The following is a 16,417-nucleotide window of genomic DNA, read 5'->3' on the forward strand; positions in this document are numbered from 1 at the left end:
CTTAAAATTCTTATTCCTAATTTCACTTTAAGTTTAAAACTAATTTGAAAAGTCTTTTTTTGAAATATACTGCAACTATAGAAGAAGAAAATAAAGAAATTGCAAATCGTTACAAAGATTTGCTAAAAGGTACTTATGAAGTTTTGTCTAAAGAAGATAAAGAACTTATAAGAAAAGCCTTTGATATTGCTGTAGATGCACATTCTAAACAACGTAGAAAATCTGGTGAACCTTATATTTACCATCCTATTGCTGTCGCAAAAATTGTAGCTTATGAAATAGGTTTAGATGCTGTTTCTATTGCTTCTGCCCTATTGCATGATGTTGTTGAAGATACAGAATATACTACAGATGATATGGAACGCCTTTTTGGTAAAACCATTGCAAAAATTGTAAATGGACTTACCAAAATTTCTCGATTAAATAAAGAACAAGACGCTTCTATACAAGCAGAAAATTTTAGAAAAATGCTCTTAACATTAAATGATGATGTTAGAGTTATTTTGATAAAAATTGCAGACAGACTCCATAATATGCAAACTATGGATGCAATGCCACCTCATAAACAGGTAAAAATTGCTTCAGAAACTTTGTACATTTATGCTCCTTTGGCACATAGATTGGGCTTATATAACATAAAAACTGAGTTAGAAGATTTAGGATTAAAATATACAGAACCAGAAGCTTACAATAGTATTTTAAGTAAAATAAAAGAAAGTAAAGAAGATCAACAAGTTTATTTAAAACGATTTGAAGACACTTTAAAATCTGGTTTAGATAAAGAGAATTTTGATTACGAAATAAAAGGTCGTTTTAAGTCCATTTATTCCATTCGTAAAAAAATGATTAATCAAAATGTAACTTTTGATGAAGTTTATGATAAATATGCAATTAGAATTATCTATAATCCTAATTCTAATGATGATAAGTTTGATGCTTGGAAAATCTATACAATTGTAACGGATTACTTTAAACCAAATCCTACTCGTTTAAGAGATTGGATTTCTCAACCAAAATCTACGGGTTATGAAGCTTTACACATAACAGTTGTTGGACCAGATTCTCAATGGGTAGAAGTTCAAATTCGTTCTAGTAGAATGAATGAAATTGCAGAAAAAGGTTATGCTGCTCATTTTAAGTATAAACAAGGTGTAGGTAGAGATAATGGTTTAGAAAATTGGTTAAATAAATTAAAAGAAACATTAGAAACTCAGAATTTAAATGCGATAGATTTTGTTGAAAATTTTAAACTAAATTTATATTCAAAAGAAATTTATGTTTTTACACCAAAAGGAGATTTAAAATCTCTTCCAAAAAATGCGACTGCATTAGATTTTGCATTTTCAATACACACAGATGTTGGTTTAAAATGTAGAGGCGCAAAAGTAAATGGTAAATTAATGCCTTTAAGTCATAAGCTAAAAAGTGGAGACCAAATAGAAGTTATAACAAGTTCTGCCAATAAACCAAACGCTAGATGGTTAGACTTTGTTATTACTGCAAGAGCTAAAGCAAGAATTAAAGCCGCATTAAATGAAGAAGAAAAACTAATTGCAGAAGAAGGAAAAGCTGTTTTAATGCGTAAACTACGTCATTTAAAAATTGCTTTTAATGATAAAACTATTAATGAATTAGTTAATTATTTTAAATTAAGAACAAGTTTCGATTTATTCTTTAGAATTGGTAATGGTGCTATAGATAATACACAATTAAAAGCCTATGTTTCTCAACGAAACAGTAAAATTTTAAATTTCTTTAAAACAAAATTAAGAAGAAATACCGCAGAAAAAGAATATACAGAAACACAAGAAGTTACAGAAAAATTTGATGCTTTAGTTTTTGGTAAAGAAGAGCAAAAATTAGATTATAAACTTTCTAAATGTTGTAACCCGATTCCTGGAGATAAAGTTTTTGGCTTTTTAACAATAAATGATGGAATAAAAGTTCACAAAATGAATTGTCCAAATGCAATTTCTTTACAATCTAACTATGCCTATAGAATTATGCAGGCAAAATGGATTGATTCTACAAAACAAGATTTTAAAGTAATTTTAAATATTTCTGGGGTTGATAATCAAGGTATGGCAAATGATGTAACTCGCATTATATCTAGCAATATGGGGTTTTTATTCACAGTATAAATATTAAAGGAGATGAAGGTGTTTTTGATGGTAAACTTTCTCTTAGTGTTAAAAATATTTCGCAATTAAATAAGTTAATGAAAAACCTACTCAAAATAGATGGAATCAAAAAAGTAGAGCGTGTTAATACTTTGTAAATATCATTTCATTAAAAGTCTTATTTAATTCAGAAATAACTGTATTTTTGTTTTTTTGTAAAAAATCATTCATAAATGAGTAATTCTCTTGAAAATCAAGAAATAGTAAAAAAAGTTTTCACTACATATTTAGGGGAAAATAAGCATAGAAAAACTCCAGAACGCTATGCTATTCTTCAAGAAATATATGCAGCTGATGAACATTTTGATATAGAATCTCTATATATCAAAATGAAAAACAAGAATTATAGAGTTAGTAGAGCTACACTTTATAATACCATAGATTTACTTTTAGATTGCGGTTTAGTTAGAAAACATCAGTTTGATGGGCAATCTATGGCGCGTTATGAAAAAAGTTATTTCGATAAAAATCATGACCACGTTATTTTTACAGATTCTGGAGACGTAAAAGAGTTTTGTGATCCTCGTATTCAAATCATAAAAAAAACCATAGAAGAAGTGTTTGATATTAACATACACAATCACTCACTATATTTTTACGGAACAAAAAAGAACAAATCTTAATTAACAATACAACAACACAAACAACAAATTAACACAACTAATGGCTGTAGATTTATTACTAGGATTACAATGGGGAGATGAAGGTAAAGGAAAAATAGTAGACGTACTTACCAAAAATTACGACATCATTGCACGTTTTCAAGGTGGCCCAAATGCAGGACATACATTAATTTTTGATGGACGTAAACACGTTTTACATACAATTCCATCTGGAATTTTCCATAAAACAGCTTTAAATGTAGTTGGAAATGGAGTTGTAATAGACCCTGTTATTTTTCAAAAAGAATTAGAAAATCTTGATAAACACGATATAGATTATACTTCTAAATTATTAATTTCTAGAAAAGCACATTTAATTTTACCAACACATAGATTGTTAGATGCTGCTTCAGAAACCTCTAAAGGTAAAGCTAAAATTGGTTCTACATTAAAAGGAATTGGCCCAACTTATATGGACAAAACTGGTAGAAACGGAATGAGAGTTGGAGATTTAGAATTAGAAAACTGGAAAGAAAAATATGATGCTTTAACAGCAAAACATATTAAAATGTTAGAATTTTTTGATGTTCAAGTAGAATATGATTTAAAAGAATTAGAAGCAGAATTCTGTAAAGGAATTGACAAACTAAAAACATTAGCTTTTATTGATAGTGAAGAGTTTTTAAACCAAGCAATAAAAGATAAGAAAACAATTTTAGCAGAAGGAGCTCAAGGTTCTTTATTAGATATCGACTTTGGTACTTATCCTTTTGTAACATCTTCTAATACAACAGCTGCAGGTGCTTGTACAGGTTTAGGAGTTGCTCCAAATAGAATTGGAGAAGTTTTTGGAATTTTTAAAGCATACACAACTCGTGTTGGTTCTGGTCCTTTTCCTACTGAATTATTTGATAAAGATGGTGAAGATATGGCAAGAATTGGTCATGAATTTGGTGCAACAACAGGAAGACCAAGAAGATGTGGATGGTTAGATTTAGTTGCATTAAAATATGCTGTAGATGTAAATGGAGTTACACAACTAATGATGATGAAAGGTGATGTTTTATCTGGATTTGATACATTAAAAGTTTGTACTACTTACAATTACAAAGGAGAAGAAATTAGCCATTTACCATATAATATTGAGCCAGAAAATGTTTCTGTAAATTATACAGAATTTAAAGGATGGCAAGATGATTTAACAAAAATGACTACTGCAGATCAATTACCTCAAAACTTACTAGACTATGTAGCTTTTATTGAAAAAGAAACTGGAGTTCCTGTATCTATTGTATCTGTTGGTCCAGATAGAAAACAAACAATTACGAGATAATTCTTAGTAATTTTAATACATAAAAAAGCATCTTTCATTAATTTGAAAGATGCTTTTTTTATATTAAATAATTATTTATTTCAGACTTTCTATTTCTACACCAATTAACATTAGTTTGCTTTGTTCCATTTGAAGCGCATATAAAAGTGCTTCTTTATGTTCTACAAAAGCTTGTTTTTGTGCAGTAAATATTTCATTATAATAATTAATTCCTGCTTCTAAATTCTTTTTAAATTTAGTTAAAGATCTTAATTGTTTTTTATCAAAATTAGACTTTACCTCTTCTACTTTATCTTGTAAATGAGTTATATAAAGAGATAATTCTTTAATAAATATATTAGGTCTATCTAACCTCGTTAACATATTACTTCTACCATAAATGTGATCTGTAATACCACGTAAACTCATTATTTTATCATAATAAGCCATATTTGGGCCTGGACAAACAGAAACTCCATCTCCAGTTTTCTTTGTACTTACTTTATTTAAAATTAAGGTTGATGTACCCAAGCCAACACAAATACAAGATTTTTCTGTAACTTTATTTACTTGCTTTTCTTTTTCGTCAGAAGAGAGCTCTAAAGCATCAATTTCTTTCAATTTTAAATACTGATATTCTCTAGAAGCTGTACATAAACCTGTTTCTTTAAAATCATAATTTAAAGCGATAAATTTATTAGGACAAGATGTACCTGGCCTTCCTTTATCTATAAGCATTTGTCTTTGATCATCTTTTGTATTTCCTTTTAATGTATTAAAAGGAACACCTAAAGGAGAACTATTGCTTAAATACAAATCTTTTTCTTTAGCCTGTACTAATTGCTCCATTGTTTTTTTATCAACACTTGTTGCTTCTGGAACTAATAAAAATGGACTTCCCCAACCTACAGAATCTAACTCATATTCTTCCATTAAAAACGAATGTTCTTCATCTGTCCCTACTCCACCTTGAGTTGTAATTTTCAACTCTAAATCATTTATTGGTAAAATCCTTTCAGCTTCTTTTAAAGCATCTATCAACAATGATTGGGTTTGGCTTTTTAGAACTTCTTTGTTTTCTTTAAACTCTTTTAAAACAGGGCCCATCAAAAAACCTTCAGTAGCAAAAGCATGTCCTCCACAATTTAATCCAGACTCTATTCTATATTCGGAAACCCATAAACCCTTTTTTGCCAAAAATTTACCTTGGATAAAAGCTGATCTGTAATCACTTACTTTTAAAATAATTTTCTTTTTAATGTTTCCTTTTTCATCAGGAAAAAAATCATTAAAATTACTCATATAAGAATATAATCTTGGATTCATACCTGCAGAAAGCACTAAAGAAGAAGATAATTTACTTTCAGAAAAACCTCTTAAAGCTGCATGAGCATCATTATATTCTATAGGTAGTAATTCTTTATTAAGGTAATTTCCTTTATCAATCTTGGTCATAATATTTACATCAATACTACCCATTGATAAATTTTTATGTGCCCAATCTTTAATTTTAGAAAAATCTACGCCTTCTTCTGTAAGTTTAGTAAACTCTTTTTTAAGAGAAGAATATTCTGGTAACATATGAATATAATCTTTTAAAGCCTTGCTTTTTTCTGATGTTATATTCTTTAGCTGATTAAATTTTTCTTCAGTTTGATCGTGTAATAAATTTAAATAAGAAGTTATTCTTTTTGCTCTAAAATCATCAACTTTATCTGAAATCTCTTTGTAAGGAATTTCAAATTTTTCACTGTAAACTTTTCGCATTTTTTCTACTAAAATGTCATCTACTAAAGAAATAACAGAATCTATACCATATTGCGCAACTTTTAAAGGTGAATCTATTGTGAATCCGATTCCCATAACAGGAATATGAAATGAATGTGCGTTTTTCATTTTTTAATTTAAATATTTAACTAATTTTAAATAAGCTTGCAATGTATTTCTTTTTAAAGCTGAAAAACATGATTATTATCACTTAAGATAAGAGCTTAAAAAGTGAAAAATATTTTATATGATAAGGTGAAAATCTTATATAAAAAAATGAGTGCTAAATTCTTTAAACACTCATTTCTTATATTATAATGGAAATATTATTTATTTTTTTGCTCTAAAAGTATTGCTTTAGGAAATAAAATATTGTTTTCTAAATGTATATGTTGATGCAAATCTTGCTCAAACTCTTCTAACTTAGCGTACAATGCTTTAAAAGTATTACAAGCTCCTTCTGGTGGAGTAAAATTGTTTGATAACTTTTTAATTTCTTTCATAATATCTCCAGCATTTTCATGTTCATCTTCCATCATTGCAATTGGGTTATTTACTGTTCCAAAATGAGGCTGATTTGCTTTTATTCCTTCTTTATCTGCTTTTACCAATTGTTTAATAAAAGGAAATAAAATTAACTCTTCTTTTTTCATGTGAGCTGCTAATTCTTGTGCTACTCCAATAAAAAGTTTATTAATTTCAACCACTTCTTTATAATGATGTCCATGAACTTTAGCAACTTTTGCTGCGTATTGTAACACTAACGATGTATTTTCTTCTACATAACTATGATGTATATTTTCTATATGATCTACCAAGAAATCTAATTTCCAGTTATCATAATTATAAGCATTTGAAGTTGGATTATTAATAGTTGATAGTTCTTTTTCCATTTCTTCAAATGAAACGTTATACTTTTCACAAGCTTTTTTGATCGTTATTCCTCCTCCGCAGCAAAAATCAATTCCGTGTTTTTTAAAAACATCTGCGGTTTTTATGTTATTTGTTACAACTTCTGCTACTGTGTTATTCTCTGTAATATTCATTATTTTATTTTTCTTTAAAATTCTATTTAAATAAACCTAAAATATATATTATATTTTAAGGTCTATTTTTGGAGGAAAATAAAAGATAAAAAAGTCTTTTATTGACGCAAATTTATATTACTTTAAAAGTATTAATCATGATAATTATCATATAAAAAGATACATTTGTCTTATTATTTTGTATAAAAAAAGAGAGTATGTTATCAAAGGCAAGTAAATATGCAATTACAGCAGTATTGCATTTAGCAAATAAAACTTCAAAAGAAAAGAAATTAGGTTCAAAAAAATTAGCAAATCAATTAAACATACCTGCTCCTTTTTTGGCAAAAACATTACAAGAGTTAACAAGAAAGGGAATAATATCTTCTATAAAAGGCCCACATGGAGGGTTTTATCTTTCTAAAGAAAATGAAAAAAAGACATTATTTAATATAATAGATTGTTTAGATGATATTGAAAAATTTAATCAATGTTATTTAGGTCAGCCTGATTGTAGTGACGAAAAACCATGTGTTGTACATCATTTGTATATGCCTTTTAAGAAAGAGTTGATAAAAAAATTAAAGGATAAAACAATTTTAGAAATGGCTAAAGTATATACTAATAAGGATATTTCATCAGAATTTTATAATTAATAAATGATTAAAGCAAAAACACAAAGTTTTATAGCGTTAGCTTACTTTTTAATTGCTTCATCATTAGGTATTATTCTTCGTCTTTTTCCAACAATAAATATAAATGCAAATTATAAATTTATTGTACACACCCACTCTCACATAGCTCTTTTAGGATGGGTTTATGTAGGTTTAACAACCTTAATATTTCATTTATTTATAAAAAGTGAAGCCCAAAAAAAGTATTTAAAACTATTTTTTGCTACACAAATTACACTTATAGGAATGCTTATTAGCTTTCCAATAACTGGTTATGCCTTGTTCTCTATAATATTTTCCACCTTATTTTTAATCTGTTCCTATTGGTTTTATGGCTTTTATAGAAAAAATAATAGTTTTAATAAAGATAGTTATGCATCAAAATTTATATATACATCACTAATATTTATGATAACTTCTAGTATTGGTCCTTGGGCTTTAGGTATTATTATGAATACTCTTGGAAGTACATCACATTGGTATAAAAATGCAATTTATTTCTATTTGCATTTTCAATACAATGGATGGTTTACTTTTTGCTTACTTGGTTTACTTTTTTACTTATTAGAAAAAAATACTGTTTCTATTCCTAAAAAAGTAATTACTGATTTTTACAGGCTGATGGTTTATAGTTGTGTTCTTACTTTGTTCTTATCTTTTTTATGGACAGATCCTCCTTTTATTGTTTATTTTTTAGCCATAATAGGCGTATTTTATCAGCTGTTTGCATTTTTAAAGTTATATCAACTCATTAAAAAATATAAGGCAATTATAAAAAATAGTACTTCCTTCTTTTTTTATAAATTATTAAACCTTGTTTTTATCCTTTTTTCTATAAAAATAGCAATGCAGTCTATCACTACAATTCCTTATTTTGCAACATTATCATTTCAAATTAAAGATTTTGTAATTGGATATTTACACCTTGTTTTTTTAGGTATTATAAGTCTAACTTTATTGTATTTTCTTCATCAAAATAAACTAATATCCATCCCAAAAAAATGGTTAATTATGTATCTTATAGGTTTTATACTTTCTGAAATATTAATCTTCTACAAAGGATTTTCTAACTGGCAACAGTTATCTATTATAGAAAACTATTACATTCTTTTAATAATTGTCTCTGCATTAATGCCTATTGGTATTATAGGAGTATTTTTTTCTAATTTAAAATCTACTTTTTCCACTCCAAAAGAATCTCTTTAGCAAAATCATCACATTGATTTAGAGTGTCTTTGATATGCTGTAAAGTAGTTTTAGGATTAATTAAACACATTCTAATAACTACTTGATTTTGTAAAACTGTAGTTACTAAAAGAGCTTCTTTAGAGGCAACTACTCTTGCTGAAATCTCTTGATTTAACCTATCTAATTCTTCTTCTGAAAGATCTTTATTTAAAGGATTATATCTAAAGTTGATAATAGCTAAAGTAGCAGGAGAAACAATTTCCCAAGATTTACTTTTTCTTAATAAATCTTCTGTTTGGTCTGCTAAGTCAATATTATAAGAAATTGCTTTTTTAAATGCATTTAATCCATAAGTTTTAATAGACATATAAAATTTTAATGCTCTAAATCTCCTTGTTAACTGAATTCCATAATCGTAAAAATTAATTTCAGATTCATTTCCTTCAATATCTCTTAAATACTCTGGTTTTTCACTAAAAGTACTACTTAACCAAGATTCATCTTTAACTAATAAACAACCTATTTCATAAGGTTGAAAAAACCATTTATGAGGATCTACTGTTAAAGAATCTGCACGCTCAATTCCTTGCAATGCTTTGCTTCCTTTTTTAGAAAGAATTGCTGCACCTCCATATGCACCATCAATATGCATCCAAAGATTTTCTTTCTCACAAATATCTGCAATTTCGTTAAGAGCATCCACAGTACCTGTATTTGTTGTACCGGCAGTTGCAATAATACAGAAAGGTTTTTTACCTTCTAACTTATCTTTAGCAATTTCATTTTTAAGTTTATTAATACTAAACTTAAACTCTAAATCTGTTGGAATTATTTTTATTTGTTCTTTTTTAAACCCAAGAACTCTAATTGCTTTAATATTTGATGAATGTGCTTGATCGGATAAATAAATAATGGCATTAGAAAACTCACTTCCACATTTTATTCTTCTTGCAGTTGCTATTGCTGTTAAATTTGCCATAGAACCACCACTTGTAAATATTCCTCCTCCTTTTGTAACCGGAAAATTAAACATTTTTAACAACCAGTTCATCGTTACAATTTCTAATTCTGCAGCAGCAGGAGAAAGCAACCATCCACCAGAAAAAATATTAAATCCTGTTGCTAAAGAATCTGCCATAGTACTAATAAAATTACTTGGTCCTGGTACAAATGAAAAAGATTTTGGGTGCGATGAAATATTACTATTTGGTAGCACATTTTCTGTTACAAAATCTAAAACTTCGTTAGCAGGACTTGCATTTTCTGGAGCTTCACTTAAAAAAATAGAATCCATTTCTTCTCTAGAGGCTTTTATTACAGGCTTTTTATTTTCTTCATCTGTATAATGATCTACAATAATATCTACAATTTTATAGCCATAAGATTGCATTTCTTCTTTAGAAAGTTCAAAAGGTGATTTCATTAATATTTAATTTTAGCGCAAATTACATCAACTTAAATGTAAAAATGATAATAAAAGTCATGTTTTTATTAAATAATTATAATTTAAGTAGATATTTCATCTTTTTTTAAAAAATTTGTTATTTTATTAAAATAAATTGGGTTTATAGTATTTATTTTTATTTTAAGCCTTCATTTTTCGATAATCATATAATAATCATGAATTCATTTATGATTTTATAAAATAGTGACAAAAGTCATTTTTTATCCGCAAAAAGTAGGTCAAATTTGTATTAAATTCTAAGTCTTATGATATGAAGGATTTACTTAAACAAAATGTTGCTACAATTGTTACAAAAAACATAAATACTGCCCCTATATTTAGAAAACACAAAATTGACTTTAGTTGTCATGGAGACATGCTATTATCAAAAGCATGCGAAGAACAAAATGTTAATTTAAAACAAATTGTTAAAGAATTAAATGCTGTAAATGATAACATTTACTACTTAAAAGATTATAATTCTTGGGAATTAGATTTTCTAATAGATTTCTTAGTAAATATTCATCATGATTATAAAGAAGAAAACATTCTATTTTTAAGAGAATATGGCGAAAAAGTAACTAAAATTTATGGCAAAGAATATAAAGAGCTTAAAAAAGTTAATGTTTTAATTCAAGAAATTACAGAGTATATTCTTGAACATATGAGAAATGAAGAAAACACAATTTTTCCTTATATTAAAAAGCTAATAGTAGCAAAAAATAAAAATCATATCCCTGATACAAAAAATTCACCTCTAAATGAACCTATAGACTCTCTAGAAGATGATCATGAAAAAGTTGGATATGCTTTTAAACAAATTTCTAAACTAACTAATAATTACTTTCTACCTCGAGATGCTTGTATTTCTTATAAAATACTATATCTTAAACTACAACAGTTTGAAGAAGAATTGTATAAGCATATACATATAGAGAATAATATTTTATTCCCCAAAGCAAAAAAATTAGAAAGGTCATTTTATAAGGTTTAAAAAGTATAATAAAATTAAATTTCACTTTTCTTTAATAGCTAGCTATATTCTTTTCATTATTTTTGCGACAAATTTATCAATTTGAAAAGAATACTGATTCTATTTTTTCTATGTATCACTTCATTTGTTTTTTCACAAACAAAAAAAATAAATTATGAGGCTGAAATTCAAGAAGCCAATGAAGAGAAATATCCTGGTGCTACTATTTTAATTGGTAATGTAAAAATGACTCATGATGGAATTATTTTAACAAGCCAACAAGCATTATTTTATAAAGAAAAAAACTTCTTTAAAGCCATAGGTAAAGTTTTTATTAAGCAAGGAGATACAATTACGCAAAAAAGTGATTATACAGATTACGACGCAAACTCTAAACAAGCATTGTCTTGGGGAAATGTGGTTTTAAAAGACCCAACAATGACTTTAACTACTGATACACTTCATTTTGATAGATTAAATCAAAAATTGTATTATACAAGTTATGCTACTATAAAAGATCAAACCAATACTTTAAAAAGTAAAAACGGAAACTTTTATTTAGAAAACAAAAAATTTACAGCAACAACTAGAGTTACTGTTGTAAACCCAGAACATCATTTAGAATCTAATCATTTAGATTATTACACCAATTCTGGTCTTACTTATTTATACGGTCCATCTACAATAACTAACACCGAAAACGAAAATAGAATTTATTGTGAAAGAGGATTTTACAATACAAAAACCGATGTTTCTCATTTTGTAAAAAATGCAAAGCTCTATTTAAAAGAAAGAACAGTTGTAGGAGATAGTTTATATTATGATAAGAAAAAAGGGTTTGCTTCTGCAACAAATAATATTAAAGTTATAGATACTGTTCAGAATTTTATTACAAAAGGGAACTACGCAGAAATTTTTGAATTAAAAGATTCCCTTTTTATCGTTAAAAGAGCAGTTGCAATTTCAATTGTAGATAAAGATTCTATGTTTATTCATGGAGATACTATTTTGATTACGGGTAAACCTAAAAAAAGAATCATTAGAACTTTTCATAATGTAAAGATTTTTAAATCTGATTTACAAGGAAAATGTGATTCTATACATACAAACCAAGAAACAGGTTTAACAAAAATGTTTAAAAACCCAGTAATTTGGTCTGATCAAAATCAAATAACAGGAGATACAATTCATTTACTATCTAATGTGGAAACAGAAAAATTAGATTCTTTAAAAGTTTTAAATAATTCATTTATTATTACAAAAGATACTGTTTCTAAAAAGGATTTCAACCAGATTAAAGGTAGAAATATGTTTGGTAAATTTGAGGACAACAAACTTAGATTACTTTTGGTAAAAGGAAATGCTGAATCTGTTTATTTTAATAGAAATGAAGAAACTCAAGTTTTAGAAACGATTACAAAAGAAATTTCTAGTAATATTGAATTTACTCTAGATAAAGGAGAAATAGAAACCATTAAGTATTTAAAAAAATCTGATGGTAATACATATCCTCCGTCTCAATTACCAGATGATGTAAGAGAACTGAAAGGATTTATTTGGCGTGAAGATGAACAACCCAAAAAGATGGAAGATATTTTTATTAAAGATAATAAAAAGGATATTCCTACTAAAAAAGGTGAAAAAGCAAATAAACCAGCTGTAATAATTGATCAAAAAAAGAAAGTTAAGACAAAAGGAGATCGCAAATTACCAAAGAAAGACATTTCTTTTAAAAATCAATAAACTTGAAAAACGATTTTTTTAAATATCAAGCTCAAACCTCACCTCACCCACTTGCTATAGAAATCGCTAAAGCAAAAGGGAGTTATATTTATGATACTTCAGGTAAAGAATATTTAGACTTTGTTGCTGGTGTATCTGCAAATAGTTTAGGGCACAATCATCCTAAAGTTACAGAAGCAATTAAAAAGCAATTAGATTCATATTCTCACGTAATGGTCTATGGTGAGTTTATTCAACAACCACAAGTAGAATTGTGTAAATTATTAGTAGAAAATTCGCCAGAGAATCTCAATTCTGTTTACATTACAAACTCTGGAACAGAAGCTACAGAAGGCGCTTTAAAATTAGCAAAAAGAGTTACAAATAGATCAGAAATAATAGCGGCAAAAAACTCTTATCATGGAAACACAATGGGTGCTATGAGTGTTTCTGGTGTAGAAAAACAGAATTCGGCTTTTAGACCTTTAATTCCGGGTACAAAATTTATTGCCTTTAATAATGAAACTGAAATCAATATAATTACAACTAAAACTGCTGCTGTAATCTTAGAAACAATTCAAGGTGGCGCAGGTTTTATAGAACCACAAAACGATTTTTTATCAAAAGTAAAAGAACGTTGTAAAGAAGTTGGAGCTTTATTAATTTTAGATGAAATTCAAACAGGAATTGGTAGAACAGGAACTTTTTGGGGATTCGAAAACTACAACGTAATTCCAGATATTATAATTACCGGTAAAGGTTTAGGTGGCGGAATGCCAATTGGCGCGTTTATTTCTTCATTTGAAAATATGAGTTTGTTAAAAAACAATCCTAAATTAGGACATATTTCTACGTTTGCAGGTCATCCTGTAATTGCTGCTGCTGGTGTTGCAACAGTGAAAGAAATTATTAAAAATAATTTTATAAAAGAATCTTTAAGAAAAGAAAAACTAATTAAAAAACATTTAAACCATCCTTCAATTAAAGAAATTAGAGGAAAAGGTTTAATGTTAGCTGTAATTTTAGAATCTCCAGAATTAGCTGCAAAAGTGGTTCATAAATGTTTAGAAAACGGATTAATTCTATTCTTCTTATTATTTGAAGGAAGCGCAATGAGAATTACTCCTCCACTTACAATTTCTGATGAAGAAATTATAAAAGGTTGTAAAATTCTTTTAGGTTCTATTGAAGAAGTCAATAAATAATTATTTTTTTTAAAATTCTAGAAACTTTTTTTTCCTTCTTTATTTAATTGAATCTCTTAAAGTTATTCAATAAATTCTTAATTTCAGTTAAATAGCGTTAAGGTTATATTAAAATGATTTTTTACTGTAACTCATTTTAAAATGTATCGTCTTTACAATATACATTCAACCTAAAACACTTATTATGAAAACCTTAAAAACCATCATTACTGTTATTGCAATTAGTTTATCAACTATTTTTTCTGTTACAGCAACAGAAAATAAACCTACAAAAAGTACTAAAACATTAAGAACTGAAATTGTTTCTTTATTAGGCGACAATATTCCTATTACTTTAAAAGAATCTTGTAAAGCAGAAATCTCATTTATTATAAATAACAATAATGAAGTTGTTGTGATCTCTGTAGATACAAAAGCATCAGAATTTAAATCGTTTGTAAAACAAAAATTGAATTACAAAAAAATCAATTTAAAAAACATTAAAAAAGGTGAAATTTACATCATTCCAGTAAAAATTAATACGAAATAAAAAAACAACTGGTTGGTTAGTTGGTGCTCAATAATAGTTTTTAACTATGTTGAGCATTTTTTATACACAGAAAAGAGCAATTATTTACATAATTGCCCTTTAAATAAATCAACCATTAACATAATAGTAGATTATATTTTTTCTGTTATCTAGTTACACTTCCAGATAAATTAATTTGAGGTCCTGCTCCCATATCTATAACTGTATGGTTTTCTGCATTTGCAGGAACAACATGTGCTAGGGGTTTTAGTGTAAAAGGTGCTGTACTATTATCAGGGATTGGTTCTACAGAAATTACAATGGTTGCTCCTTTTAAATCTGTTGGAAAATTTACTCCTGCTGCTGAACCTGTTAAATAGTCTTCTCCAGGAAAACCGGGTCCATTTCCTATTGATCCTTTGTAAGGTGAAGTTGCTGCATTATCATCTGCTAAATCTACTGCAGAAAATGTACCTGTACTTACTGGAGTTCCATTTAAAACAACCCATCCTTCATATTTCCATCCATCTGTTAAAATTGGTAAACTTAAACCTGCAACTACAGTAGGTGCATCAGAGTTATCTAAAAACCAAACTCCACTTGCTTCATTAGAATCATCAGCATCTGTTGGCGTTGCAAGAATATATTTTCCCCAAGAATCACTAAAATCTCCAACGATACCTGTTGAAGTTACAGAAGCAGAATTACCAGAAAAATCTCCTGCTAAAATTTTAGTTGCTGCTGGTGCAGGATCAGAATCTACTGCTGGCTCTATTGATAGTACAAAAGTACTTGCAGATTCTAAATCATCAATACCTACAGTATACGTTTGTGGAAAAGAGACACTTGTAAAAGTACCTGTACTTACAGGACTTCCATCTACAATTAACCATCCTTCGTAAACAAAATCTGATCCTAATTCTTCTAAACCCGTAAAGTCTACTGTTAAATTTCCTGTTGTTGGTGTGTTTTCTTCACTATTACATGCAACAAAGAACGTTACCATTGTAAATGCGATTGCTAAATTTAAAACTTTTTTCATCTTTTTATTATTTATGTTAATGTTGATGACAAAGTTATAAGCTTAACAAATCATGAAATGTTAGCTAGCGAACACTTAAGCAATATTTTGAAGTAATCTTAGTTCTTTTCTATTAAAATTAATGATATTTTCTTCTTTTAATTCATTCATTAAGACATTTAAGTTAGATCTAGAAGTTCCAATTAAAGATGCAATATCCTTTTGAGTGTATGGATGTTCAATTATTTTATCCCCAGTTTTTTCACAATCATGACCATATTCTTCACATAATTCTTTCATAAATTCTAAAAAACGAGTTCTAGTATCTTTAAATAAAATTAATTGTAATCTTCTTTCTAACTTTTTAAAACGAAGGCCTAAAAACTTATAAATTTTTAGACTAAACGTTTTATTATCTCTCATTAAATCGTGCATAGTCTCTACTCCTATTGGACAAATTGAGGTAGAAGCATCTATAGACTGAGCAAATTCATTTCTCTTTTCTACTCCTAAAATTGCTTTTTCTCCAAACAGTTCTCCTTTGGTTAAAATTGCTTTTACAACCTCATTTCCTTCTTCTGTGTAATATCCTAACTTTACTTTACCTTTTTCTATCAAATAAATTTTATTAGCAGCATCTTCCTCAAAATAAACATAATCGCTTTTTTTATAAGAATCAAAAGTGTGACATTCTTTATATTCTTTAAATTTATGAGGACAAAGAAGATTGAATAAATTTACATTATCAAAAAACCAAAAATTATTCATAATAGTTTGCTTTTACATTCGTTATTAT

General features: G+C 27.5%; 13 protein-coding genes and 1 pseudogene. 9 read left to right on the forward strand and 5 right to left on the reverse strand.

Annotated elements, in window-relative coordinates; genetic code table 11:
- Positions 1-59 precede the first annotated feature (59 nt).
- From PHEL85_RS02820 to PHEL85_RS02830, 3 genes and pseudogenes are all read left to right on the forward strand, one after another.
- Positions 60-2,278, forward strand: a pseudogene (locus PHEL85_RS02820) (RelA/SpoT family protein).
- A gap of 75 nt (positions 2,279-2,353) precedes the next feature.
- Entirely contained in the window at positions 2,354-2,803 is a 450-nt protein-coding gene (locus tag PHEL85_RS02825) for a Fur family transcriptional regulator (RefSeq protein ID WP_036820770.1), read from the forward strand.
- A 40-nt stretch (positions 2,804-2,843) separates the two neighbouring features.
- Positions 2,844-4,115 (forward strand): adenylosuccinate synthase, encoded by a 1,272-nt coding sequence (locus PHEL85_RS02830; protein ID WP_036820773.1) that lies wholly within the window; start codon positions 2,844-2,846, stop codon positions 4,113-4,115.
- A gap of 75 nt (positions 4,116-4,190) precedes the next feature.
- On the opposite strand, the gene PHEL85_RS02835 is transcribed toward PHEL85_RS02830, so the two are convergent.
- Positions 4,191-5,990, reverse strand: a complete 1,800-nt coding sequence (locus PHEL85_RS02835; protein WP_036820776.1) for a hypothetical protein — start codon at positions 5,988-5,990, stop codon at positions 4,191-4,193.
- A 197-nt stretch (positions 5,991-6,187) separates the two neighbouring features.
- Positions 6,188-6,907 carry an iron-sulfur cluster repair di-iron protein gene (ric, locus tag PHEL85_RS02840; protein ID WP_036820779.1) on the reverse strand — a complete coding sequence of 240 codons (720 nt, stop codon included), beginning with the start codon at positions 6,905-6,907 and terminating at the stop codon, positions 6,188-6,190.
- A gap of 197 nt (positions 6,908-7,104) precedes the next feature.
- Between ric and PHEL85_RS02845 the strand changes: the two genes are divergently transcribed.
- Together PHEL85_RS02845 and PHEL85_RS02850 are read left to right on the forward strand one after the other, a co-directional pair.
- Complete coding sequence (locus PHEL85_RS02845) at positions 7,105-7,542, forward strand: RrF2 family transcriptional regulator (protein WP_036820781.1); 438 nt, start codon at positions 7,105-7,107, stop codon at positions 7,540-7,542.
- A gap of 3 nt (positions 7,543-7,545) precedes the next feature.
- A complete protein-coding gene (locus PHEL85_RS02850) occupies positions 7,546-8,766 on the forward strand; it encodes a hypothetical protein (protein WP_036820784.1) in 1,221 nt (406 codons plus the stop codon).
- On the opposite strand, the gene PHEL85_RS02855 is transcribed toward PHEL85_RS02850, so the two are convergent.
- The gene (locus PHEL85_RS02855; RefSeq protein WP_036820787.1) at positions 8,735-10,171 is read right to left on the reverse strand and encodes a pyridoxal phosphate-dependent decarboxylase family protein; all 1,437 of its coding nucleotides are present in this window, start codon (positions 10,169-10,171) and stop codon (positions 8,735-8,737) included. The two genes, PHEL85_RS02850 and PHEL85_RS02855, sit on opposite strands and share 32 nt — an antisense overlap.
- 292 nt (positions 10,172-10,463) lie before the next feature.
- On the opposite strand from PHEL85_RS02855, the gene PHEL85_RS02860 reads away from it, so the two are divergent.
- From PHEL85_RS02860 to PHEL85_RS02875, 4 genes are all read left to right on the forward strand, one after another.
- The gene (locus PHEL85_RS02860; RefSeq protein ID WP_036820790.1) at positions 10,464-11,186 is read left to right on the forward strand and encodes a DUF542 domain-containing protein; all 723 of its coding nucleotides are present in this window, start codon (positions 10,464-10,466) and stop codon (positions 11,184-11,186) included.
- An 81-nt stretch (positions 11,187-11,267) separates the two neighbouring features.
- Positions 11,268-12,908: an OstA-like protein gene (locus PHEL85_RS02865; protein ID WP_200882308.1), complete on the forward strand. Its 1,641-nt coding sequence runs from the start codon at positions 11,268-11,270 to the stop codon at positions 12,906-12,908.
- A 2-nt stretch (positions 12,909-12,910) separates the two neighbouring features.
- On the forward strand, positions 12,911-14,092 hold the full coding sequence (locus PHEL85_RS02870; protein ID WP_036820792.1) for an aspartate aminotransferase family protein: 1,182 nt from the start codon (positions 12,911-12,913) through the stop codon (positions 14,090-14,092).
- Between the two features lie 184 nt (positions 14,093-14,276).
- Positions 14,277-14,621 (forward strand): hypothetical protein, encoded by a 345-nt coding sequence (locus PHEL85_RS02875; RefSeq protein ID WP_036820794.1) that lies wholly within the window; start codon positions 14,277-14,279, stop codon positions 14,619-14,621.
- A 145-nt stretch (positions 14,622-14,766) separates the two neighbouring features.
- On the opposite strand, the gene PHEL85_RS02880 is transcribed toward PHEL85_RS02875, so the two are convergent.
- Positions 14,767-15,642, reverse strand: coding sequence for an anti-sigma factor (locus PHEL85_RS02880; protein WP_036820797.1), 876 nt, complete (start codon positions 15,640-15,642; stop codon positions 14,767-14,769).
- Positions 15,643-15,717: 75 nt separating this feature from the next.
- Entirely contained in the window at positions 15,718-16,389 is a 672-nt protein-coding gene (locus tag PHEL85_RS02885) for a Crp/Fnr family transcriptional regulator (protein WP_036820800.1), read from the reverse strand.
- Positions 16,390-16,417: the final 28 nt, after the last annotated feature.

Origin of the sequence: Polaribacter sp. Hel1_85 (genome assembly GCF_000766795.1) — a bacterium.
In the GTDB taxonomy this organism is placed as follows: Bacteria; Bacteroidota; Bacteroidia; order Flavobacteriales; family Flavobacteriaceae; genus Polaribacter.

Coding starts and splice junctions, on each gene's coding strand:
- PHEL85_RS02825 (WP_036820770.1), top strand. CDS start 2,354: ATGAGTAATTCTCTTGAAAATCAAGAAATAGTAAAAAAAGTTTTCACT.
- PHEL85_RS02830 (WP_036820773.1), top strand. CDS start 2,844: ATGGCTGTAGATTTATTACTAGGATTACAATGGGGAGATGAAGGTAAA.
- PHEL85_RS02835 (WP_036820776.1), bottom strand. CDS start 5,990: ATGAAAAACGCACATTCATTTCATATTCCTGTTATGGGAATCGGATTC.
- ric (WP_036820779.1), bottom strand. CDS start 6,907: ATGAATATTACAGAGAATAACACAGTAGCAGAAGTTGTAACAAATAAC.
- PHEL85_RS02845 (WP_036820781.1), top strand. CDS start 7,105: ATGTTATCAAAGGCAAGTAAATATGCAATTACAGCAGTATTGCATTTA.
- PHEL85_RS02850 (WP_036820784.1), top strand. CDS start 7,546: ATGATTAAAGCAAAAACACAAAGTTTTATAGCGTTAGCTTACTTTTTA.
- PHEL85_RS02855 (WP_036820787.1), bottom strand. CDS start 10,171: ATGAAATCACCTTTTGAACTTTCTAAAGAAGAAATGCAATCTTATGGC.
- PHEL85_RS02860 (WP_036820790.1), top strand. CDS start 10,464: ATGAAGGATTTACTTAAACAAAATGTTGCTACAATTGTTACAAAAAAC.
- PHEL85_RS02875 (WP_036820794.1), top strand. CDS start 14,277: ATGAAAACCTTAAAAACCATCATTACTGTTATTGCAATTAGTTTATCA.
- PHEL85_RS02880 (WP_036820797.1), bottom strand. CDS start 15,642: ATGAAAAAAGTTTTAAATTTAGCAATCGCATTTACAATGGTAACGTTC.
- PHEL85_RS02885 (WP_036820800.1), bottom strand. CDS start 16,389: ATGAATAATTTTTGGTTTTTTGATAATGTAAATTTATTCAATCTTCTT.